Annotated in this window: 21 protein-coding genes; 10 read left to right on the top strand and 11 right to left on the bottom strand. The window is 53.6% G+C overall.

The features are described from left to right. Positions 1–13: 13 nt before the first annotated feature. On the bottom strand, positions 14–931 hold the full coding sequence (gene osmF / locus OGV93_RS03395; RefSeq protein WP_047500997.1) for a glycine betaine ABC transporter substrate-binding protein OsmF: 918 nt from the start codon (positions 929–931) through the stop codon (positions 14–16). A 218-nt stretch (positions 932–1,149) separates the two neighbouring features. Next, positions 1,150–3,447 (bottom strand): beta-glucosidase BglX, encoded by a 2,298-nt coding sequence (gene bglX, locus OGV93_RS03390; protein ID WP_016153697.1) that lies wholly within the window; start codon positions 3,445–3,447, stop codon positions 1,150–1,152. A gap of 232 nt (positions 3,448–3,679) precedes the next feature. On the opposite strand from bglX, the gene dld reads away from it, so the two are divergent. Then, complete coding sequence (gene dld / locus OGV93_RS03385; RefSeq protein ID WP_016153698.1) at positions 3,680–5,389, top strand: D-lactate dehydrogenase; 1,710 nt, start codon at positions 3,680–3,682, stop codon at positions 5,387–5,389. A 100-nt stretch (positions 5,390–5,489) separates the two neighbouring features. On the opposite strand, the gene pbpG is transcribed toward dld, so the two are convergent. After that, complete coding sequence (pbpG, locus tag OGV93_RS03380) at positions 5,490–6,437, bottom strand: D-alanyl-D-alanine endopeptidase (protein WP_016153699.1); 948 nt, start codon at positions 6,435–6,437, stop codon at positions 5,490–5,492. Positions 6,438–6,617: 180 nt separating this feature from the next. Continuing rightward, on the bottom strand, positions 6,618–7,205 hold the full coding sequence (locus OGV93_RS03375; protein ID WP_016153700.1) for a Yip1 family protein: 588 nt from the start codon (positions 7,203–7,205) through the stop codon (positions 6,618–6,620). Positions 7,206–7,369: 164 nt separating this feature from the next. Between OGV93_RS03375 and OGV93_RS03370 the strand changes: the two genes are divergently transcribed. Then, complete coding sequence (locus OGV93_RS03370) at positions 7,370–7,942, top strand: DedA family protein (RefSeq protein WP_016153701.1); 573 nt, start codon at positions 7,370–7,372, stop codon at positions 7,940–7,942. 24 nt (positions 7,943–7,966) lie between these two features. Here OGV93_RS03370 and mdtQ read toward each other — a convergent pair whose 3' ends face one another. Next, entirely contained in the window at positions 7,967–9,406 is a 1,440-nt protein-coding gene (mdtQ, locus tag OGV93_RS03365) for a multidrug resistance outer membrane protein MdtQ (RefSeq protein ID WP_287109363.1), read from the bottom strand. 169 nt (positions 9,407–9,575) lie between these two features. Between mdtQ and OGV93_RS03360 the strand changes: the two genes are divergently transcribed. Further along, positions 9,576–10,310, top strand: a complete 735-nt coding sequence (locus OGV93_RS03360; RefSeq protein ID WP_016156970.1) for a class I SAM-dependent methyltransferase — start codon at positions 9,576–9,578, stop codon at positions 10,308–10,310. 68 nt (positions 10,311–10,378) lie between these two features. Beyond that, positions 10,379–10,462 (top strand): small membrane protein YohP, encoded by an 84-nt coding sequence (locus OGV93_RS23900; RefSeq protein ID WP_019077217.1) that lies wholly within the window; start codon positions 10,379–10,381, stop codon positions 10,460–10,462. Between the two features lie 32 nt (positions 10,463–10,494). Here the strand turns inward: OGV93_RS23900 and dusC are convergent, their stop codons facing one another. From dusC to mhbT, 6 genes are all read right to left on the bottom strand, one after another. Further along, the gene (gene dusC, locus OGV93_RS03355) at positions 10,495–11,445 is read right to left on the bottom strand and encodes a tRNA dihydrouridine(16) synthase DusC (protein ID WP_019077218.1); all 951 of its coding nucleotides are present in this window, start codon (positions 11,443–11,445) and stop codon (positions 10,495–10,497) included. 61 nt (positions 11,446–11,506) lie between these two features. Continuing rightward, positions 11,507–12,700: a 3-hydroxybenzoate 6-monooxygenase gene (locus OGV93_RS03350; protein WP_047359167.1), complete on the bottom strand. Its 1,194-nt coding sequence runs from the start codon at positions 12,698–12,700 to the stop codon at positions 11,507–11,509. Positions 12,701–12,714: 14 nt separating this feature from the next. After that, the gene (gene maiA, locus OGV93_RS03345; protein ID WP_075849054.1) at positions 12,715–13,359 is read right to left on the bottom strand and encodes a maleylacetoacetate isomerase; all 645 of its coding nucleotides are present in this window, start codon (positions 13,357–13,359) and stop codon (positions 12,715–12,717) included. An 8-nt stretch (positions 13,360–13,367) separates the two neighbouring features. Next, positions 13,368–14,069 carry a fumarylacetoacetate hydrolase family protein gene (locus tag OGV93_RS03340; RefSeq protein WP_016153707.1) on the bottom strand — a complete coding sequence of 234 codons (702 nt, stop codon included), beginning with the start codon at positions 14,067–14,069 and terminating at the stop codon, positions 13,368–13,370. Positions 14,070–14,084: 15 nt separating this feature from the next. Next, a complete protein-coding gene (gtdA, locus tag OGV93_RS03335; RefSeq protein WP_103928379.1) occupies positions 14,085–15,122 on the bottom strand; it encodes a gentisate 1,2-dioxygenase in 1,038 nt (345 codons plus the stop codon). Positions 15,123–15,133: 11 nt separating this feature from the next. Beyond that, positions 15,134–16,492, bottom strand: coding sequence for a 3-hydroxybenzoate transporter MhbT (mhbT, locus tag OGV93_RS03330; RefSeq protein ID WP_080858904.1), 1,359 nt, complete (start codon positions 16,490–16,492; stop codon positions 15,134–15,136). A 126-nt stretch (positions 16,493–16,618) separates the two neighbouring features. Between mhbT and OGV93_RS03325 the strand changes: the two genes are divergently transcribed. From OGV93_RS03325 to OGV93_RS03300, 6 genes are all read left to right on the top strand, one after another. Then, the gene (locus OGV93_RS03325; RefSeq protein ID WP_016153710.1) at positions 16,619–17,527 is read left to right on the top strand and encodes a LysR substrate-binding domain-containing protein; all 909 of its coding nucleotides are present in this window, start codon (positions 16,619–16,621) and stop codon (positions 17,525–17,527) included. A gap of 131 nt (positions 17,528–17,658) precedes the next feature. Continuing rightward, positions 17,659–18,057 (top strand): CidA/LrgA family protein, encoded by a 399-nt coding sequence (locus OGV93_RS03320; protein WP_016153711.1) that lies wholly within the window; start codon positions 17,659–17,661, stop codon positions 18,055–18,057. Beyond that, a complete protein-coding gene (locus tag OGV93_RS03315) occupies positions 18,054–18,749 on the top strand; it encodes a CidB/LrgB family autolysis modulator (protein ID WP_016156974.1) in 696 nt (231 codons plus the stop codon). The genes OGV93_RS03320 and OGV93_RS03315 overlap by 4 nt, the downstream gene beginning before the upstream one ends. A 148-nt stretch (positions 18,750–18,897) precedes the next feature. Beyond that, positions 18,898–19,782 (top strand): cytidine deaminase, encoded by an 885-nt coding sequence (gene cdd / locus OGV93_RS03310; protein WP_016153713.1) that lies wholly within the window; start codon positions 18,898–18,900, stop codon positions 19,780–19,782. Positions 19,783–19,963: 181 nt separating this feature from the next. After that, positions 19,964–20,683 (top strand): outer membrane permeability protein SanA, encoded by a 720-nt coding sequence (gene sanA, locus OGV93_RS03305; protein ID WP_016153714.1) that lies wholly within the window; start codon positions 19,964–19,966, stop codon positions 20,681–20,683. Between the two features lie 2 nt (positions 20,684–20,685). Next, positions 20,686–20,925 (top strand): DUF2542 family protein, encoded by a 240-nt coding sequence (locus tag OGV93_RS03300; protein WP_016153715.1) that lies wholly within the window; start codon positions 20,686–20,688, stop codon positions 20,923–20,925. The last annotated feature ends 117 nt before the right edge of the window (positions 20,926–21,042 follow it).

Raw genomic sequence — 21,042 nt, 5'->3', positions numbered from 1 at the left:
GCTGCAAACTCCGTTACTTCACCCATCCTTTTTGCTTCAGGTAGTCTGCTGCGACTTTTTTCGCATCCAGCCCCTCCACGGCGATACTGGCATTCAGCCGTTGCAGCGTTTTTTCATCCAGGCTGGCAAATACCGGTTGTAACCATTCTGCCATTTGCGGGTAGTCCTGCAGCACCGATTCACGCACAACGGGCGCTGGCGCATAAATGGGCTGGACCCCTTGCGGATCGCTTAATGTTTGCAGACCGAGCGCCGCAACCGGACCATCGGTACCGTAGGCCATCGCTGCATTGACCCCTGAGGTCTGCTGCGCCGCTGCTTTAATCGTCACCGCGGTATCCCCCCCCGCCAGCGACAACAGCTGATTCTGATTCAGTTTGAAACCATAGGTTTTTTCAAAGGCAGGCAGCGCGTCAGCCCGTTCGATAAATTCCGCAGAGGCGGCAAGTTTGAACGTCCCCCCGTCTTTCAGGTAACGGCCTAAATCGGCAAGGGACTCAAGCTTATTCTTTTGCGCGACATCCTGGCGAACCGCAATGGTCCAGGTGTTGTTGGCGGGCGCAGGCGTTAGCCAGATCAGCTTATTTTGCTCTGCGTCCAGCTTTTTCACTTTGTCATAACCGGCCTGCGCATTTTTCCACGCAGGATCATTCTCATCTTTAAAAAAGAATGCGCCATTGCCGGTATATTCCGGATAAATATCCAGTTCACCAGAGGTGATTGCCCCACGCACCACCGGAGTGGTACCCAGCTGTACTTTATTAACGGTTTTCACGCCGTGACTTTCGAGCACCTGCAAAATAATGTTGCCGAGCAGCGCCCCTTCGGTATCTATTTTTGAACCGACCGTGACGGGTGACGCGGCCTGTAAGGGCAAGCTGATCGCGGCTAATAACGCCAGCGAACCCACCCAAACTTTTGAAATTATCATGCTGCACTCCTCATTCTTTTACGGCCCTTTTCAGAGACTTGAGGAAAAAGCATAGTCGAAAAATCAAGCCTTAACCTGGCAATTGGGTAGTAACACTGCGAGTTACTCGCGCTAAGGCGATAATACAATAAAAAAAATCCGGCAAACCCAAAGTGAGTTTACCGGATGGTACGATTTCGCAGGCCTGATAAGCGTCACGCTATCAGGCATGATATCAATTACAGCAGTTCAAATTCGCCCTGCTTCACTCTGGCAGAATCCACGCCGATAAAGACGTTGAACTTGCCCGGTTCGGCATCGTATTGCATACGCTGGTTCCAGAATTTCAGCGCTTCAACATCAATTGGGAAGCTAACGGTTTGGGTTTCACCCGGCTTAAGATTCACCTTCTCAAAACCTTTCAGCTGTTTTACCGGACGACTCATTGAAGCGGTAACATCCTGCAAATACATCTGAATCACCGTCGCACCTTCGCGTTTGCCGGTGTTGGTCACCTGCACGCTGGCCGTCACGGTCCCGTCACGCTTCATCGTCGGAGAAGAGAGTTTCACATCAGAAACCGTGAATGTGGTGTAGCTCAGGCCATAGCCAAAGGGATACAACGGACCGTTCGCTTCGTCAAAGTAGCGCGACGTGTACTTATTCGGCTTATCGGCATTATACGGGCGACCGGTATTGAGATGGCTGTAATAGACCGGGATCTGTCCGACAGAGCGCGGGAAAGACATCGGCAACTTGCCTGACGGGTTGTAATCGCCAAACAGCACATCGGCGATGGCGTTACCGCCTTCCGTCCCGGCAAACCAGGTTTCGAGGATCGCATCGGCCTGTTGATCTTCCTTAACCAGCGCCAGCGGACGACCGTTCATCAGTACCAGAACCAGCGGTTTGCCCGTGGCTTTCAGCGCGGTAATCAGGTCACGCTGACTCTGCGGAATGGTGATATCGGTGCGGCTGGAGGCTTCATGCGCCATTCCCTGCGCTTCACCAACTACCGCGACGACCACGTCAGACTGCTTCGCGGCGTTAACGGCTTCATCAATCATCGCCTGCGGCGAACGCGGGTCAACCTTCACCGCCTCTTCATACTGGTTGAGGAAGTCGACAATGCCTTTGTCGTTGGTGATGTTCGCCCCTTTGGCGTATACCACTTTGCCCTGCTCGCCGATGGCATTTTTAATCCCCGTCAGCACCGTTACTGACTGATCGGCAACCCCGGCAGCAGACCAACTGCCCATCACATCACGCTTGCTGTCGGCCAGCGGACCGACAACCGCTACGGTGGCGGATTTTTTCAGCGGCAATGTTTCCAGACGGTTTTTCAGCAGCACCAGGCTTTCACGCGCCACTTCACGCGCCTCTTTGCGGTGCAAACGGCTTTCCGCGTTGGTGTCCTGCGGGTCAGATTCTTTAGCCCCCAGATGGCTGTACGGATCGTTAAACAGCCCCATATCATATTTCACGTTCAGCACATGACGCGCAGCGTCATCCAGCTCCGCCATCGTCACCTTACCTGACTTAATCAACCCCGGCAGGTATTTGCTGTAATACTCATCGCTCATGCTCATGTTGATGCCGGACTTGATCGCCACACGCACCGCATCTTCAGGATCGGCGGCGGTGCCGTGCTTAATCAGTTCCTTAATCGCGCCGTGATCGGAAACCGTAATGCCCTTAAAGCCCCACTCATCGCGCAGCACGTCTTTTAACAGCCATGCATCCGAAGTCGCCGGCGTGCCGTTCAGCGAATTAAGCCCCACCATCACCGCACCGCTACCGGCGTCCAGTCCGGCTTTGTACGGTGGCATATAGTCGTTGAACAAACGCTGCGGGCTCATATCGACAGTGTTGTATTCCTTGCCGCCTTCAACCGCGCCATAGGCGGCATAGTGCTTGACGCTGGTCATCACCGAATAGCGATCGGCCGGGCTTTTACCCTGCATCGCTTCCACCATGGTTTTGCCCATCGTAGCGGTCAAATACGTATCTTCGCCAAACCCTTCCGAGGCGCGGCCCCAGCGCGGATCGCGCGAGACATCGACCATCGGTGCCCAGGTCATATTCAGACCATCATCGGCGGCTTCATACGCGGACACTCGACCAACGGTTCTGACCGCATCGAGATTAAAGGAGGACGCCAGACCGAGGCTTATCGGGAATACGGTACGCTGACCGTGCAATACGTCGTAGGCAAAAAAGAGAGGGATTTTCAGGCGGCTGAGATCCATCACCTGATCCTGCATTTTGCGGATATCCTGGCGCGTGACGGTGTTAAAAATTGCCCCAACCTGCCCGTCTTTGATCATCTCGCGGATGGCTTCTTTCGGGTTATCAGGCCCGACGCTTATCAAACGCAGTTGCCCAATCTTCTCATCCACGGTCATCTGCTTGAGTAAATCGGTAACGAAGGCATCCCGCGCCTCTGGCGTCAGTGGATGGTTACCAAACAGAGTGTCCGCCAACGCTGGTTGCAATGCCAGACTCACCGCGACACCTACAGAACATAGCCATTTCATGTTGATTCTCTCTTTATTTTTTCCCGACGAGGCAGCGAAAATATAACAAAAACCGCAGTTTGCCGTAAGACTAAACGGGAGCGATAAAGAAAGCTAAGGTTATTCTCCTAATTTTCGAAACCAGCGCGAATCAGTAAAAGACGAACCAGAGACAATATGAATGAGAAAGCGTATTGTCATACAAAGCGCTATGCTTGTTCCTGATATTGAGTCCCACCACAAGGAGTGGAGAATGTCTTCCATTACAACAGATAATAAAGCTTTCCTGAATGAACTGACCCGTCTGGTAGGTCATTCACACCTGCTGACAGAACCTGCTAAAACCGCCCGCTATCGCAAGGGATTCCGCTCCGGCCAGGGCGATGCGCTTGCCGTCGTGTTCCCCGGGTCGCTTTTAGAACTGTGGCGCGTTTTGAGCGCCTGCGTCGCCGCGGATAAAATTATCCTGATGCAGGCCGCTAACACCGGCTTGACCGAAGGGTCTACGCCGAGCGGTAATGATTACGACCGCGAGATTGTCATTATCAGCACCCTGCGTCTTGATAAGCTGCACGTCATCGGCAAAGGTGAACAGGTGCTGGCCTATCCAGGAACCACGCTCTATTCGCTGGAAAAAGCGCTCAAACCGTTTGGCCGTGAGCCGCATTCGGTCATCGGATCTTCCTGTATCGGCGCTTCGGTTATCGGTGGCATTTGCAACAACTCCGGCGGCTCGCTGGTACAGCGCGGCCCGGCCTACACGGAGATGTCGCTGTTTGCGCGTATTGACGAACAGGGAAAATTACAGCTGGTTAACCATCTGGGTATCGAACTGGGCCAGACCCCGGAGCAGATCCTGAGCAAACTGGATGACGAGCGTATTAGAGATGACGATGTTCGCCACGACGGGCGTCACGCGCACGATCACGACTACGTTACCCGTGTCAGAGATATCGACGCAGACACGCCCGCACGCTATAACGCCGACCCGGATCGCTTGTTTGAATCGTCCGGTTGTGCAGGCAAGCTCGCGGTCTTTGCCGTGCGTCTGGACACCTTCGAAGCCGAAAAAAACCAGCAGGTCTTTTACATCGGCACCAACCAGCCAGAGGTGCTGACGGAGATCCGCCGTCATATTCTGGCAAAATTCGAGCATCTGCCGGTCGCCGGTGAATATATGCACCGCGATATTTACGATATCGCTGAGCAATACGGCAAAGATACGTTTCTGATGATCGACAAGCTCGGCACCGACAAAATGCCGTTCTTCTTCACCCTAAAAGGCCGCACCGATGCGATGCTGGAAAAAGTGAAAATTTTCCGTCCTCACTTCACCGACCGGGCAATGCAGAAATTTGGTCATTTATTCCCCAGCCACTTACCGGCGCGCATGAAAAGCTGGCGCGATAAGTACGAGCATCACCTGCTGTTAAAAATGGCCGGTGGCGGCGTGGCTGAAGCCCAAAACTGGCTAAGCGAGTATTTCAAAACCGCTGAAGGCGACTTCTTTGCCTGTACGGCGGAAGAAGGCAGCAAGGCGTTTTTGCACCGATTTGCGGCGGCTGGCGCGGCTATTCGTTATCAGGCCGTACATGCGGATGAGGTGGAAGATATTCTGGCGCTGGATATCGCGCTGCGTCGTAACGACACCGAATGGTACGAGCATCTGCCCCCAGAGATCGACAGTCAACTGGTGCACAAACTCTATTACGGTCACTTTATGTGTTACGTCTTCCATCAGGATTACATCGTGAAAAAAGGCGTGGATGCGCATGCGCTCAAAGAGCAGATGCTGGAACTCCTTCGTGAGCGTGGGGCGCAGTATCCGGCAGAGCATAACGTCGGGCATCTGTATCAGGCGCCGGAAACCTTGACCCGTTTTTACCGTGAGAATGACCCCACCAACAGCATGAATCCGGGTATTGGGAAAACGAGTAAGCAGAAGTTCTGGAAAGAATCGTAAATCTGAAAAAGATAAGCGCTACCGGGCATGTTGCCGGGGCGCTTCGCTTGCCCGGCCTACTGCTATATTCGCTATGCGTAGGCCGGATAAGACATCTTATTTAATCGTTCTGCGCGGTTTGCTCGCCCTTCGCCGAACCTGCCGCCGCCATCTGCGCAGCTTTTTGCTTTTTATAGCTCAGCGCCGCCGCCGGAACCGGCATCACCTTGCCCGTTTCAATCCAGGTACGTAAACGGCTGGCATCGGCAAAGTGAGTATATTTACCAAAGGCATCCATCACCACCAGCGCCACCGGCTTGTTGTTAATCACCGTGCGCATCACCAGACAGTGACCTGCCGCATTGGTAAACCCGGTTTTCGTTAACTGAATATTCCAGTTATCGCGGTATACCAGATGGTTGGTGTTACGAAACGGCAGCGTATACGCAGGGTTGGCAAACGTCGCCATATCTTCACGCGTGGTACTTAGCTGGCCGATCAGCGGATACTGTTTGCTGGCGATCAGCAGCTTGGTTAAGTCACGGGCGGTCGAGACATTGTGAATCGACAAGCCAGTGGGTTCCACAAAGCGTGTCTGAGTCATGCCGAGCGCTTTCGCTTTGGCATTCATGGCTTTGATAAACGCGTTGTATCCGCCCGGGTAATGATGCGCCAGGCTCGCCGCCGCACGGTTTTCTGATGACATCAGCGCCAGCAGTAACATGTCTTTACGGCTGATTTCGCTGTTCAGTCGTACGCGAGAGTAAATGCCTTTCATCTCCGGCGTCTGGCTAATATCGACTTTCAGCTTTTCATTCAGCGGCAGTCGTGCATCAAGCACCACCATCGCCGTCATTAATTTGGTAATCGACGCAATCGGACGCACAAGGTCCGGGTGGTTCGAATAGATAACTTTGTTGGTATTCAGATCAACGATCATCGCGCTACCGGACGCTATCTCAGGTTGAGAAGCCGCTGCGGTAGTTGCCGTTTTCGCCACGGCTTGGGGTGCAAAAGGAACGGCCAGCACCAGGGCAAGGCTTAATAATGAAACTCGGAATTTCAGCATGATGAGATTTCTGATAATGGTTCACGCACGTCACAACGCACACCGCCAGAGATTAAGTATTATCTCAAGCTAGCTCAGGCATCATAGCGATCCGGCAGGTTTGCTGCCACAGGAGAATCGTCTCGAAATGCTGCGTTGCTGACTTTTACGTCAACAACGCAGCGTAGACAGGTTTATCCGTCAGAATAACCGATAGCCGTAACCCCACAGGATTACCGTAATAGCCAGCAGAACCTCCAGTACCAGCACACCTATTGCCAGCGTCGAACTGGAAAAACTTAACCCTTCCTCACGAGTGATATTCAGGAACGTCGGAATGCCGAGATAAAGTAAATAGCCGGTGTAAAACAGCGCGAGAGTCCCGACTAATGCGCACAGCCAGACCAGCGGATAAAGTGCGACCAGCCCGCTTAAAAACAGCGGCGTCGCGACATATCCGGCAAAGACCATACAATGCGCCAGCGACGGACGCTGCGGGTAGTTACGCGCCATCCACCAGATAACCCGGCCCATGACGGCAACGCCCGCCAGCATCACCCCGTAAAACAGAATCGCCATTGCAAATCCAGTCAACAGGGATAATTTAAGGATATTGCCATCGCCAAAATCCCAGCCGATTTGTGTGGTACCGATGAACGCACAAACAACCGGGATTGCCGCCATCAGCAGTACATGGTGGGTATAGTGATGCGAAACGCTTTCGTTTTCGCTATTGATCACATGCATTTCACGATCGGGATGGGAAAACAGCCCCCAGACATGGTTCATACCGCCCCCTTCTTGTCAGCTCCGGACCTCAACAGTTCAAGTATAATTCAGCTTTGGATTAATTTTTGTACAACAACAAAAATGACGAACCGCTAATTCAGCGCTTTTAAACCCCACGATGATTCACAGGGTGTATGCTTAACGTCGGGAGGTCATCCAGACATATGGATATAAACAGTCTTATTGCACATTACGGTTACGCCGCATTGGTCATTGGCAGTTTGGCCGAAGGTGAAACCATTACCCTGCTGGGCGGCGTGGCGGCACATCAGGGATTACTTAAATTTCCTCTGGTGGTTATCTCTGTGGCCCTGGGCGGGATGATTGGCGATCAATTGCTGTATCTGCTTGGGCGTCGTTACGGTGGAAAAATTTTGCGTCGTTTCTCAAAACATCGCGACAAAATCCGCCGGGCGCAGAAAATGATCCAGCGCCGTCCTTATCTGTTCGTGATTGGCACCCGTTTTATGTATGGTTTTCGCGTGATCGGCCCGTTGCTGATTGGCGCAAGCCATTTGCCGCCTAAAATTTTCCTGCCGTTGAATATTCTGGGGGCGCTGGCGTGGGCGCTGATATTTACCACTCTGGGTTACGTGGGGGGAGAAGTCATTGCGCCGTGGCTACACAATCTCGACCAGCATATTAAGCACTGGATATGGCTGGCTCTGGTGATTGTGCTGGTGCCAGGCGTTCGGTGGTGGTTAAAAAAACGCAGCAGCAAAAGTACGGCCCGATAGCGCGATGTCTACCGGGCGGGTGCGTTACGAAGCGTGGTAGCCGCCCCCCAGCGCACGGTTCAACTGGATTGAGGCATCCAGCCATTGTCCTTGTAAAAGCAGAGCGTTGCACCGTTCACGTAATGCCGGGATCTTTGCCTCACTGACCCGGGAGCCCGCAATAATTCCGGCATTGAAGCGCGCCTGCGCCAGACCCACTACGCGCAGTGCATCATGCTCAATCTGCTGCTGATGCTGATTCTTCTGCGCCAGGGTTTCTACCTGCGATGCTGCACGCGCCACGTCATTCACCGCATCCACCACGGCTTTGTTGTAATTCGCCACCGTCAGGTTGCTTTGCGCTTGAGTAATGTCGAGATTCGCGTTCAGCCTGCCGCTATCAAAGATAGGTAGCGTCAGCCCGGCCGTTACGCCCATTTGCTGCGCGGAATGGCGAAACAAGTCGCTCAGATGTAACGCATCCTGTTGTAAAAATGCCATCAGATTTACATCGGGATAAAACGCCGCTTTCGCCGCATCAATGCTGCTCAGCGATGACTCAATGTACCAGTGCGCCGCCTGCAAATCCGGTCGGCGGGCCAGCAGCGAATAACCTAGCTGGGACGGGAGCTGGCTTTCCACCGCGGGCAGCGGGGTCGAATGGAGTTTCAGGGCTGTGGACTGCGAGTTGGTCAGCGCGCTCAACCGCGCTTCAATTACCTTCATTTTACCGCTGACATCGTTCAGCTGCTGCTCTGTTTTGCTGGAATCGATATCGGTTTCAACGCCTTCCACCGAAGAAGTAAGACCATTTTGATACAGTTGACGATCAACGTTAATGACGTTCTGCTGCTCGGTTTCGATTTGCGTCAACACGGTTTTCAGCCCGGCCTGCGTTTGCCATTCCCAGTATAGACGAGCCACACCGCTCGCCAGCACCTGTCGCGTTTGCTCGCGCTCGGCTTCACGCGCCTTAACGGCCCCAATACGTGCCGTCACTTCGGCCCGATTTTTACCCCACAGATCCAGATTCCAGCCAGCAGTTAAACCAAAGGTGCCGTTGGTGTACCACGGCCCGGTCGTCCCGGTGGCCGGATCGGTAATGGCAAACGGACCCATCAGCCCTTCGGCTGACATTCTCTGACGCTCCACATCTGCAGAGAAATCGATCTCCGGGCCATCCTGCGCCTCCACAGCCTTAGCCTGCGCCTCCGCCAGTTGAATGCGCTGTTCCGCGACCTGCATATCAGGAGAGTTTCGTAACGTGCTGTCAATCAGCGCATTAAGCTGGGGGTCATGGTATGCCTTCCACCATTGGCTGTCCGGCCAGCCATTTTTTAACGCCGCAGGCAATGTGGTATCGACATTCGCAGCGGGGGTCTGCTGTGACAGAGACTGGCGGTCATCATGCATCGGCGCGCAACCTGACATCAAAATAAAAAGCGGCAACAATGCCGTCGTGACAAAAGCAGAATTACGATTCATGGAGAGACACAGGTAAGAAAAGATGTGCTGAGATTACGACTTGTCGCGTTTCCTTTTTTAGTTACGCGTGGCAATACACCTTTGGCAATAAAAATATATAATCGGAAAAATATACACCCAACAAATAATTTAGATTAATTAATTTTAATAATTTATGGATGGAGACATTATGTCACAGAATATCTATGACGATCCCGAGTTCTTTGCCGGATATGCCACACTGGACCGTTCAGTAAAAGGGCTCGACGGTGCGCCAGAATGGCCGACAATACAAGCGATGCTCCCCGCTCTACAGGGAAAAAATATCCTCGATTTGGGTTGCGGATATGGCTGGTTTTGCCGCTACGCGCGCGATAACCAGGCGGCCAGCGTAGTGGGACTGGATATTTCACAAAAGATGTTAACCCAGGCGCACAGCATGACGCAGGGTAATGGCATCGTTTATCGCCGTGAAGATCTCGAGACGCTTTGCCTGTCGCCAAATTCCTTTGACCTGGTTTACAGCTCACTTGCCCTGCACTATTTGCGCGATATCGCGCGATTATTCGTAACGATTTATCAGTCGTTAACACCGGGAGGCATGTTGGTATTCTCTGCCGAGCATCCCATTTATACTGCACCGCTTAACCAGGGTTGGATAAAAGATAAAACCGGGCAACAGTCCTGGCCGGTCAATCATTATCAGCAGGAAGGCACACGCATCAGTAACTGGTTCGCGGAGGGTGTCAAAAAACAGCACCGTAAGCTGGCGACCTGGATTAATGCGCTGATAGCCGCCGGATTCGAAATCGTTTGTGTCGATGAATGGGGACCGTCCGCTGAACAGATTGCTGAAAACCCGGCGCTGGATGAAGAAAAAGAGCGGCCAATGGTGTTTCTGCTCAGCGCACGTAAACCGGAGTAAGGTCATTACAGGAAGATTTTCAGAGGCTTTCCTATACTTAACCTGAACTCACCAAAAAAGGAACGCTGATGAAAATCTTACTGTGGATTATTTTAGTTATTTTTCTGATTGGGTTATTGGTGGTGACTGGCGTGTTTAAGATGATTTTTTGAAACAAAGGCCACTCCGGTGGCCGATTAATGTGTTAATGCAATTTAGCGATATCAATGGCCTGAATCGCGCGCGCGATATCCGGTGAATTGTTTAATGCGCGGATTTCCTGAAACAGCGCGGTTGCTTCTGAGTATTCTTTACGCAAATACCCTAACCATTGTTTAATCCGCGCCACGTGATACAGCCCGGTATCACCCTGCTTTTCAAGACGAGTATATTTTTGCAATAGCATCACGACATCAGGCCACGGCATACGTGGCTCGTTGTATTTCACCACACGGCTCAGGTTCGGAATATTTAATGCCCCACGGCCAATCATCACCGCATCGCATCCGCTGATAGCCATGCAGTCCTGGGCGCTTTGCCAGTCCCAGATTTCGCCATTCGCGATAACCGGAATGGTAAGCCGCTGGCGGATCTCACCGATCGCCTGCCAGTTGATATGCTCGGCCTTATAGCCCTGTTCCTTGGTTCGGCCATGCACCGCCAGCTCGCTGGCGCCAGCCTGCTGAACGGCATCAGCAATTTCAAACTGCCTGTCGCTGTTGTCCCAGCCCAGACGCACTTTCACCGTCACGGGGAGATGCGCAGGCACCGCCTCGCGCATGGCTTTTGCGCCCCGGTAGATGAGTTCAGGATCTTTTAATAACGTTGCGCCACCGCCGCTGCCGTTGACCAGCTTCGACGGGCAGCCACAGTTCAGATCGACACCAAACGAGCCCAGTTCTACCGCACGCGCCGCGTTCTCCGCCAGCCACTGCGGATACTGCCCCAGCAACTGTATGCGCACCCGCGTGCCGGATGGCGTCCGGCTATTGTTATGCAGTTCCGGGCAGAGCCGATGGAATACTTTTGCCGGCAGGAGCTGATCCACCACGCGCACAAACTCGGTGATGCACAGATCGTAATCATTCACTTCAGTCAGCAGCTCGCGCACCAGTGAGTCGAGCACGCCTTCCATCGGCGCCAGTAAAACACGCATATCGTCACCCGCAAAAAAAGAGGCGCTATGGTAGCGCCTCCGTTCGGGAGATTAAAGAGGCTCAGCGCGGCAACAGGCAGTTATCTTCTTTCCAGCCGTACAGCCATTCCATACCACGATAAAATTCCGCCTGAGATTTGCCTTTCCACAGCAGATTACGCACCTGGCGCTCGACGCCTGCGGCGTGGTACACACGTCCCATTTCGCGCGTCGACCAGACGATGCGCGCAGTACGCGGAATACGCACCGACTCATACAAGGCAAAGGCATCAGCCGCATCGCCGTCACACTGCTGTAACGCCTTACCGAGAGTGACAGCATCTTCAAGCGCCATACAGGCACCCTGCGCCATATATTGTGCCACCGGATGCGCAGCATCACCCACCAGCGTAATGCGGTCGGTCCCCCATTTCTCTACCGGTTCGCGGTCAGCGGTGGACCAACGACGCCATGAGGTCGGCTTATCCAGCATCTGACGCGGACGCGCATGAATACCGGCAAAATAGGAGAGCACTTCCTCTTTACTGCCATCCTTCACCCCCCACTCCTCCTGCTGACGACTGTGGAAGGTCACTACCAGGTTATACTGCTTGCCGCCGCGCAGTGGATAGTGCACCAGGTGGCAGTGCGGTCCGGCCCATAGCACCGGCGCGTTAATGCGCAAATCTTCCGGCATATCATCGCAATCAATCACCGCGCGATAGACCACGTGCCCGGTCACGCGTGGCGCATCGCCAATCAGAGACTGACGCACAACCGACTTCACACCGTCACAGCCCACCAAAATATCCGCTGTCCAGCTGTTACCGTGCTCATCAAAGACCGTCACATCATCTTCTGTCTGGCGAATATCAACCACGTTAGTTGAAGTGCGATACTCAACGTTGGGATGAACCAGTGCTGCTTCCCAGACAGAAGCATGAATATCAACCCGATGGATAACCGCATAAGGACCGCCAAAGTGATCGCGGAACGCTTGCCCGGTTTCAATGCGTACAACCTCTTTCGCGTTTACCGCATCCATCATGGTGATGTGATCGGTAAAAACGGCGCGCTTGCGAGCGACGTCACCCACGCCAAGGCTGTCCAGAGCAGAAAACGCGTTCGGCCCGAGCTGAATGCCCGCACCAATCTCACCAATCTCGTGCGCTTTCTCCAGCAACATCACTTTAATGCCTTGACGGGCCAGCGACAGCGCGGTCGCCGCGCCGCCAATCCCGCCACCCACGATAATTGCGCGTGTCACTTTAGCCATTGTCGTTCTCCTTATCAGGCTGGAATTTTGTCTTGTTGATTCTCGGGCGCGGCGGCGATAAACGCCGGAAGCTGGGTACAGGCATCATATACCGCCTTACAGCGCGGATACCCGCTCAGATCACAGCCCATACGTAACGCGTTCGCCCACTGTGGGATCAGACAGCAATCCGCCAGCGTCGGCGCATCCCCCACGCAGAACGTCCCCGACTGACTCTGGCGCAGCATCTGTTCAACCGCGCTTAACCCTTGCTGGATCCAGTGCGCATACCAGCGTTTTTTATCCTCTTCACTGACCTTTAGCTCTTCGCTCAGGTAGCGCAGTACCCGCATGTTATTCACGGGATGGATATCACAAGCGATGGCATAAACAATTTCCAGCACCCGGCTGCGCGCCGGGAAGTCGGCTGGCAGCAGCGGCGACTGCGGAAAGTGACCATCCAGCCAGTCGGTTATCGCCAGCGACTGCCCGAGTGATTCTCCCTCATCAGTGACCAGCGTCGGTACAAGCCCTACCGGGTTCATCCGCCGGTAGGCCAGCTCGTTCTGCTGACCGATGCGAATGTTGACACCCACCGTCTGGTAATCAAGCCCCTTCAGCGCCAGCGCAATGCGTACGCGATATGACGCGGAGCTGTTAAAGAAACTGTACAGCTTCATCATCCACCTCAGACAATCTTCACAGCGATGGGGGTTAAACCGTCTACATTGCCGGTGATCACATCTCCTTTCACCACTGCGCCCACGCCCTCTGGCGTGCCTGTGTAGATCAAATCGCCCGGCTGTAGTTCGAAAAAGCCGGACAGATAGCTAATGGTTTCATTAACGGACCAGATGAGGTGGCGAATATCGCTACGCTGATGATCGTCGCCGTTGACCTGCAACCAGATAGGGGCGTTGTTAACATCCGCACTTTCGCTGGCTTTATGCAGCGGCGCGATGGGGGCAGAGAGATCAAATGCTTTGCCGATTTCCCACGGACGCCCCATCTGGCGCATCTCCATCTGCCTGTCGCGGCGGGTCATATCCAGACCAGTGGCATAGCCCCAGATATATTCGTGCGCTTTTTCCAGGGGTATATCGCTGCCCTTTTTACCGATCGCCACCACCAGCTCTATCTCATAGTGATAGTTATCGGTCTGCGACGGGTATGGCAGCTCGAGGGTTTGACCGGCCGCCACCGGGACCACCGCATCGGCAGGTTTACAGAAGAAGAACGGCGGTTCGCGATCCGGATCAAAACCCATTTCACGTGCATGAGCAGCATAGTTGCGGCCCACGCAGTAAACGCGACGCACGGGAAACTGTTCATTACTGCCAACGACCGGAACGGTAACAGGCGCTTGTGGTTCGAATACGTATTGCGTCATTTTCTCTCTCCCAAATTAATAACGTGCTTCACGGAACAACCCCAGCGCTTCCTGAACCGGTCTGTCCGAAAAACTAAATAAGACGGCATCTTCGTGGGCCTGGAATGACACGCCGTGCCAGGTTGGCACCACGAAGATATCTTTTGGCGAAAAATTTAAAGTCTCGGTGCCGATGGTGACCTGCCCGCTTCCTTCCACCACGTGATAGATAGTGCTGTCGGTGGTACGCGCCATCCGCGAGGAAAAGCCCTTCGGCAACAGTTGTAAAAAGGTCCCCATTGAAGGCATGGGATAACCACCGGTTACCGGGTTGACGTAACGCATCTTGTAACCGTCCCACTCATCGGCGTCGCCCATGCGGGTCAGGTCATGCAGCGCTTCACGGCTGCGATCGTAGCGATAGTTGAAAATTGGCGATGAGTTACCCTTCTGATGACGCAGCGGCAGCATATTGGCCGCGTAGCGTGGTAAGTAATCCCCTTCCTTACGCGTGACCGGCTGCTGATCCTCCGGGTAATCTTCCGCAAAGCCGCAACCCAGCAGATTCACCAGTGGCAGATCCAGACCGTCCAGCCACACCACCGGTTCACTGCCTGGGTTGCCGTGGTCGTGCCAGCGCCACTGTGGCGTCAGAATAAAATCGCCTTCATGCATTTGGGTGCGCTCGCCATCCACCGCGGTAAATGCCCCTTTCCCTTCGACAATAAAGCGCAGCGCAGACTGATTATGCCGGTGACTCGGGGCAACCTCGCCCGGCATGATTAACTGCAATCCGGCGTACAGCGTTGGGGTGATTGAAGACTGTCCGCGCAGCATGGGGTTTTCCAGCACCAGTACGCGACGAATCGCCTCTTTCGCGCCAATCAGATCGCCGCTTTCCAGCAGCAGCGGGCGGATCTCCTGGTAGTTCCAGTACGCAGGAGCACAATGTGCGTTCGGCGTTGGCGGTACCAGGCGGTGCAGCGACTCCCACAGAGGGGTCAGATTCTGCCCGGAAATATGCTGGTAAAACTGCTGACGGCTGTTCTTAACATCCTGATTAAGTTCTGACATAGAGATTCTCCTTATTTGTTCACGATGCCTACGCGTGACAACGCGTCAGGGACAGAGGCCGACTGGCGGATAACAACCGTCAGCAGCATAAGCATCACCGCGCTGATGGCCGCCGGAACGGCAATAATGAAAAACAGGTTATCGAATGAGAAATTCATCGCCATCATCACGCCGCCGGAGAGCGAGCCGACAATCGCGCCGCAGCGGCCAATCGCATTAGACCAGCTGACGCCCGTGGCCCGGCTCTGCGTCGGATAAAGCGTGGCGGTTAAGGCATTCAGGCCCACCTGCGAACCGCTGATGCCGATGCCGGTGCCAAAAATGGCCAGCGCCATCAGCCACAGGCCGTTCTCGCTCAGACCAATCATGACAATACACACCGCACCCAGCGCATAGCTCACTGCCAGCACGCGGAAAGGGTTGTATTTATCCATCAGCACTCCCAGCACCAGCGCACCGAGCGTACCGCCAATCTGAAAGGCAGCGGTCACCCATGAGGCATGCTGCAGGTCAATTCCACGATGGTTAAGCAGCGTTGGCATCCAGCTGGAGAGCAGATAAATAATCAGCAGGCTCATAAAGAACACCACCCATAACATCAGGGTAATGGGCAACTGTTGCCCGACGAACAGCTGGCGAATGCTGCCTTTGGCAATCGCGGCGCCTTCGTTGAGATAAAATTGGGTATTGTCATAACGTTCCCGGGTGATGGCGCTGACGGTTCTGGCAATCACGTTTTGCGGCAACTGACGACGAACCTGCCAGCGCGGGGATTCCGGCAGCGCAAAAAGCAGAGCCACAAACAGCATCAGCGGTAGCACGCCTCCCAGCACCAGGATGCCGTGCCAGCCAATAACCGGCACCAGCTGTGCGCTGACAATCCCGCCCATCGCCGAGCCCAGGGTAAAACCGCAGAACATCATTGTGACCAGTGCACCACGCCGACGCGCTGGCAGGTATTCTGAGGTCATAGTGATAGTATTTGGCATCGCGCCGCCCAGGCCTAACCCGGTAAGGAAGCGCAAAAAAACCAGCGTTTGCAGATCGGGGGAAAAAGCCGAAATCAGGCTCAGTGCGCCGAACAGCGCCACGCAGAATTCAATCACCCGTTTGCGGCCAAAACGATCCGATAGCGGACCGCAGAGCAGTGCGCCAGCGGTCAGACCCAGCAGGCCTGCGCCAAACAACGGCGCCAGATCTCCGGCCGTCAGTTGCCAGTGGGTGCGAATGTCGGGCGCGATAAAACCAATAGCTGCAGTATCAAAACCGTCGAGCATGACGACCAAAAAACAGCAAATGATAACGCGCCACTGGGTCTTACCGACGGGGGCGGAATCGATCAGTGCTTGTAAATCACGTTGTTGAGTCATAGTGAATGCCTCAGTGCAGGTAGAGTAGATGTCTGTTTTGTTTTAGGTATGTTGCGACTTTGTATGTTTGGAGATGAAATGTACAATGGCTTTTCATGCAGAGGCATAACCTGGAGGTTATAGCAAATGGCTAACTGGGCGCAGAAACTTAAGTTACACCACCTGCAAACGCTTATTGCGCTGGGCGAACAGGGGAATTTGACTCACGTCGCCCGAATGATGAATATCACCCAGCCAGCGTTGTCAAAATGGTTATCACAGCTCGAAGATGAGATGGGTATCACACTCTTTGAACGTCATAGCAAAGGCTTACGCCCTTCAGAAGGCGGCAAGCTGCTACTGCAGCATGCCCAACGCCTGATCAATGATATGGAACGTTCACAGTATGAAATCGCCCGTTTTAAGCAGGGAGGCCTGGTAGGGAGTCTGAAGATTGGCTGCTCGCCGGTGGCGACGGACTGCGTTTCACAGGCGATACTGGGTTTGCTCACAGAGCTGCCGACCTTGCATCTTAATATTGAAGAGAAGGTGATGACCCCGCTGTTGCACGATCTGCTCGCGGGTTCGGTGGATGTGGTGGTCGGACGCGTCGGTGGCCGGGCGCTTCAGCTGCCGCTCAATTACCAGGTGCTGTATACCGAGCCGGTCTGTTTCGTCGCGCGCCCCGACCATCCGCTGGCAAAATATCCCCTGCTCACCTGGCATGATCTGGCTAACTGGCGCTGGATTGTCTGGCCGACGGGAACGCCCATCCGGATAAGCATTGACAACGCGCTGGTAGATAACGGCGTCATGCTACCGGAAAACATCATTGAGTCGGCATCGATAAACGTCAGCACCAACCTGCTGCAAAGTAGCGACATGATCTCTATTCTTTCTCTACGCCTGGCGCAGCGTTATGCCGCCCAGGGACAGCTGGCTATCCTGAATCTGCCGAAGATTGAACAAAAAGGCAGCGTAGGCGTGTTCTGGCGCAACAATGAAACACCCACGACCGCCCTGAATCGTTTTCTGTATTACCTGGCACAGGTTTAACGTGAACAGTTAGGGCCATCGCCCGATGTTCCAGATATCTATTTCTTCTATGCTTAGAATTCATGATGTGATCGGTAGCACGTTTTGAAGTTTAATTGTATGATGAATCAGTCTCGTCAAGGGTTTCAACTATGAGCAAAGCACTGAACATTATCTGGCAATATTTGCGCGCATTCGTCCTGATTTATGCCTGCCTCTATGCAGGTATTTTTCTTGCATCGCTACTCCCCATCACCATTCCGGGCAGCATTATCGGCATGCTGATTCTGTTTGTCTTACTGGCTTTGCAGGTGCTACCGGCAAAATGGGTTAACCCCGGCTGCTATGTGCTGATTCGCTATATGGCCCTGCTGTTTGTCCCGATTGGCGTGGGGATCATGCAGTACTTTGATCTGCTCCGTGCGCAATTTGGTCCGGTGGTGGTGTCCTGTACCATCAGTACGCTGGTCGTTTTCCTGGTGGTGAGCTGGAGTTCTCACATTGTGCACGGTGAGCGCAAAATCGTTGGGCAAAAAGGGTCTAAAGAATGATGTCGTATATCTGGTGGTCGTTACCCCTTACGCTGGCGGTATTTTTTGGCGCACGTAAGCTGGCTGCACGATTTAAAATGCCGCTATTGAACCCGCTACTGGTCGCCATGGTGGTGATCATTCCCATTCTGATGCTGACCGGAATTCCCTACGATCACTATTTCAAAGGCAGTGAGGTGCTGAACGATTTACTGCAACCTGCCGTGGTCGCGCTGGCCTATCCGTTATACGAACAGCTGCACCAGATTCGCGCTCGCTGGAAATCAATTATTGCCATCTGCTTTGCGGGGAGCCTTGTGGCGATGGTCACAGGTACAACAATCGCCTTGTTGATGGGCGCATCGCCGCAAATTGCTGCGTCAATCATGCCGAAATCGGTAACCACGCCTATCGCTATGGCAGTGGGAGGCAGTATTGGTGGTATTCCGGCCATCAGCGCCGTGTGCGTCATTTTTGTTGGTATCCTCGGGGCTGTGTTTGGTCATACTTTGCTCAATGCGATGCGTATTCGCACCAAAGCCGCACGTGGACTGGCTATGGGTACCGCGTCGCACGCCCTGGGTACCGCACGCTGTGCAGAGCTGGACTATCAGGAAGGCGCGTTTAGCTCTCTGGCGCTGGTTATTTGCGGCATTATCACCTCGTTGGTCGCCCCATTCCTGTTCCCGATTATTCTGGCCCTGGTCGGTTAACCTTCAATTTTTGGCTAATTATTTGCGATGCGTTGCACATTTTTAATTTAAGTTTCATAAGTTGCATACACAATGAGATTTGGATCACATATAAAGCCGTAACAGGCCCGTAAACTACGATTCCATTACATTGTTATGAGGCATCGCCATGCATCCACGTTTTCAAACTGCTTTTGCCCAACTCGCGGATAACTTGCAATCAGCCCTGGCGCCTGTTCTGGCGGATGCGCATTTCCCCGCCATGCTGACTGCTGAGCAGGTCTCTTTGCTGAAACGCGAATCGGGACTGGACGAAGACGCGCTGGCATTCGCTCTACTGCCGCTGGCTGCGGCCTGCGCGCGTACTCCGCTGTCCAACTTCAACGTTGGGGCAATTTCTCGCGGCATCAGCGGCACCTGGTACTTCGGTGGGAACATGGAGTTCCTGGGGGCGACCATGCAGCAAACCGTTCATGCCGAGCAAAGCGCCATTAGCCATGCCTGGCTGCGCGGTGAAAAAGGGCTCGCCGCCATCACCGTCAACTACACGCCGTGCGGCCACTGTCGCCAGTTTATGAACGAACTGAACAGCGGACTGGATTTACGTATTCATCTGCCGGGACGTGCGCCACACGTGCTGCGCGATTACCTGCCAGATGCCTTCGGACCGAAAGATCTGGAGATTAAAACGCTGCTGATGGACGATCAGGATCACGGCTTCGCGCTGCAGGGCGATGCGTTGACCCAAGCGGCTATCACCGCCGCCAACAGATGTCATATGCCGTACAGCAACTCCCCAAGCGGCGTGGCGCTGGAATGTAAAGATGGTCGAATTTTTAGCGGTAGCTATGCGGAAAATGCCGCCTTCAACCCGACCCTGCCGCCGCTGCAAGGCGCGTTAAACCTGTTGAACCTTAACGGTTATGACTACCCGGATATCCAGCGTGCTGTGCTGGCTGAAAAAGCCGATGCGCCGTTGATTCAGTGGGATGCGACCTCCGCTACCCTGAAAGCGCTGGGCTGCAATAATATTGAGCGCGTGCTGCTCGGTTAATTGCCTGGCGCTACGCTTATCTGGCCTGCAATCGCTCCAGGTTGTCGGCCAGATTTGCTGTTGCTACCATCCAACAGGGCCGTTTTGCTGAAAATCCCCTCAATCAGATTGCTGTTTCTTGCGCTACGTCTTCCGGTACAGTAGCCTGATTGAAATTCCATCCAAATAACGAGTTTTCTGCATGTTAAAGCGCGTGTTTTACAGCCTGTTAGTCCTGGTAGGCTTGCTGCTTTTGACTGTGCTTGGGCTCGACAGGTGGATGAGCTGGAAGACCGCTCCTTACATCTACGACGAATTGCAGGATTTACCCTACCGCCAGGTCGGTGTGGTCCTTGGCACGGCGAAATACTATCGCACCGGCGTCATCAACCAGTATTACCGCTACCGCATTCAGGGCGCATTGAACGCCTATAACAGTGGAAAGGTAAACTATCTGCTGCTGAGCGGCGACAACGCACAGCAAAGCTACAACGAACCCATGACGATGCGTAAAGATCTGATTGCCGCAGGTGTCGATCCCGCTGACATCGTGCTTGATTACGCCGGGTTCCGGACGCTCGATTCAATTGTACGAACCCGCAAGGTGTTCGATACCAACGATTTCATCATTATTACTCAGCGATTCCACTGTGAGCGCGCCTTGTTTATTGCGCTGCATATGGGCATCCAGGCCCAGTGCTATGCGGTGCCCTCACCAAAAGATATGCTCACCGTGCGGGTACGTGAATTTGGCGCCCGCTTTGGCGCACTGGCCGATCTCTATATTTTCAAACGTGAACCCCGCTTTTTAGGTCCGCTGGTGCCCATCCCTACCATGCATCAGGTACCGGACGATGCACAGGGATATCCGGCGGTCACGCCTGAACAACTACTCGAATTACAAAAGAAACAAGGAAAATAAGCATGGATGTACAAACCCTTTTCGTCGTGTTGGCCTTTCTGCTCATTCCCGTATTTTGTTTTCGCGAAGCATGGAAAGGCTGGCGCTCTGGGGCCGTAGATAAAATTAAAAAGAATGCACGCGAACCGGTTTACGCTTATCGCAATCAAGAGCCCCTGCAATTTTGGTCTTATGTGCTGGTTTATGCCGGGTGCGGATGTTTATCCTTCGGGATGGTTATTTACTTAGTCTTTTATCGCTAAAGAATTTTCCTTTATATTAGCATTTGAGAATAGCTAATATTTTGATAATAGTTACCATTTCAATGTAAGGGATTAATGCTGCCCGCCAGCATTTCCCTCAGACTATCTTCTATTTGT

The organism is Citrobacter sp. Cb031 (genome assembly GCF_030336725.1).
Lineage (GTDB): Bacteria > Pseudomonadota > Gammaproteobacteria > Enterobacterales > Enterobacteriaceae > Citrobacter > Citrobacter braakii.
This window is presented reverse-complemented; position numbering and strand designations above follow the sequence as displayed.

What these genes read in the sequence shown, in the direction of transcription:
- OGV93_RS03350 (WP_047359167.1), bottom strand. Translation starts at nt 12,700, where the DNA reads ATGGCTAAAGTGACACGCGCAATTATCGTGGGTGGCGGGATTGGCGGC.
- cdd (WP_016153713.1), top strand. Translation starts at nt 18,898, where the DNA reads ATGCATCCACGTTTTCAAACTGCTTTTGCCCAACTCGCGGATAACTTG.
- gtdA (WP_103928379.1), bottom strand. Translation starts at nt 15,122, where the DNA reads ATGTCAGAACTTAATCAGGATGTTAAGAACAGCCGTCAGCAGTTTTAC.
- maiA (WP_075849054.1), bottom strand. Translation starts at nt 13,359, where the DNA reads ATGAAGCTGTACAGTTTCTTTAACAGCTCCGCGTCATATCGCGTACGC.
- OGV93_RS03340 (WP_016153707.1), bottom strand. Translation starts at nt 14,069, where the DNA reads ATGACGCAATACGTATTCGAACCACAAGCGCCTGTTACCGTTCCGGTC.
- mhbT (WP_080858904.1), bottom strand. Translation starts at nt 16,492, where the DNA reads ATGACTCAACAACGTGATTTACAAGCACTGATCGATTCCGCCCCCGTC.
- pbpG (WP_016153699.1), bottom strand. Translation starts at nt 6,437, where the DNA reads ATGCTGAAATTCCGAGTTTCATTATTAAGCCTTGCCCTGGTGCTGGCC.
- mdtQ (WP_287109363.1), bottom strand. Translation starts at nt 9,406, where the DNA reads ATGAATCGTAATTCTGCTTTTGTCACGACGGCATTGTTGCCGCTTTTT.
- osmF (WP_047500997.1), bottom strand. Translation starts at nt 931, where the DNA reads ATGATAATTTCAAAAGTTTGGGTGGGTTCGCTGGCGTTATTAGCCGCG.
- OGV93_RS03320 (WP_016153711.1), top strand. Translation starts at nt 17,659, where the DNA reads ATGAGCAAAGCACTGAACATTATCTGGCAATATTTGCGCGCATTCGTC.
- OGV93_RS23900 (WP_019077217.1), top strand. Translation starts at nt 10,379, where the DNA reads ATGAAAATCTTACTGTGGATTATTTTAGTTATTTTTCTGATTGGGTTA.
- sanA (WP_016153714.1), top strand. Translation starts at nt 19,964, where the DNA reads ATGTTAAAGCGCGTGTTTTACAGCCTGTTAGTCCTGGTAGGCTTGCTG.
- dusC (WP_019077218.1), bottom strand. Translation starts at nt 11,445, where the DNA reads ATGCGTGTTTTACTGGCGCCGATGGAAGGCGTGCTCGACTCACTGGTG.
- OGV93_RS03300 (WP_016153715.1), top strand. Translation starts at nt 20,686, where the DNA reads ATGGATGTACAAACCCTTTTCGTCGTGTTGGCCTTTCTGCTCATTCCC.
- dld (WP_016153698.1), top strand. Translation starts at nt 3,680, where the DNA reads ATGTCTTCCATTACAACAGATAATAAAGCTTTCCTGAATGAACTGACC.
- OGV93_RS03360 (WP_016156970.1), top strand. Translation starts at nt 9,576, where the DNA reads ATGTCACAGAATATCTATGACGATCCCGAGTTCTTTGCCGGATATGCC.
- OGV93_RS03325 (WP_016153710.1), top strand. Translation starts at nt 16,619, where the DNA reads ATGGCTAACTGGGCGCAGAAACTTAAGTTACACCACCTGCAAACGCTT.
- OGV93_RS03315 (WP_016156974.1), top strand. Translation starts at nt 18,054, where the DNA reads ATGATGTCGTATATCTGGTGGTCGTTACCCCTTACGCTGGCGGTATTT.
- OGV93_RS03370 (WP_016153701.1), top strand. Translation starts at nt 7,370, where the DNA reads ATGGATATAAACAGTCTTATTGCACATTACGGTTACGCCGCATTGGTC.
- bglX (WP_016153697.1), bottom strand. Translation starts at nt 3,447, where the DNA reads ATGAAATGGCTATGTTCTGTAGGTGTCGCGGTGAGTCTGGCATTGCAA.
- OGV93_RS03375 (WP_016153700.1), bottom strand. Translation starts at nt 7,205, where the DNA reads ATGAACCATGTCTGGGGGCTGTTTTCCCATCCCGATCGTGAAATGCAT.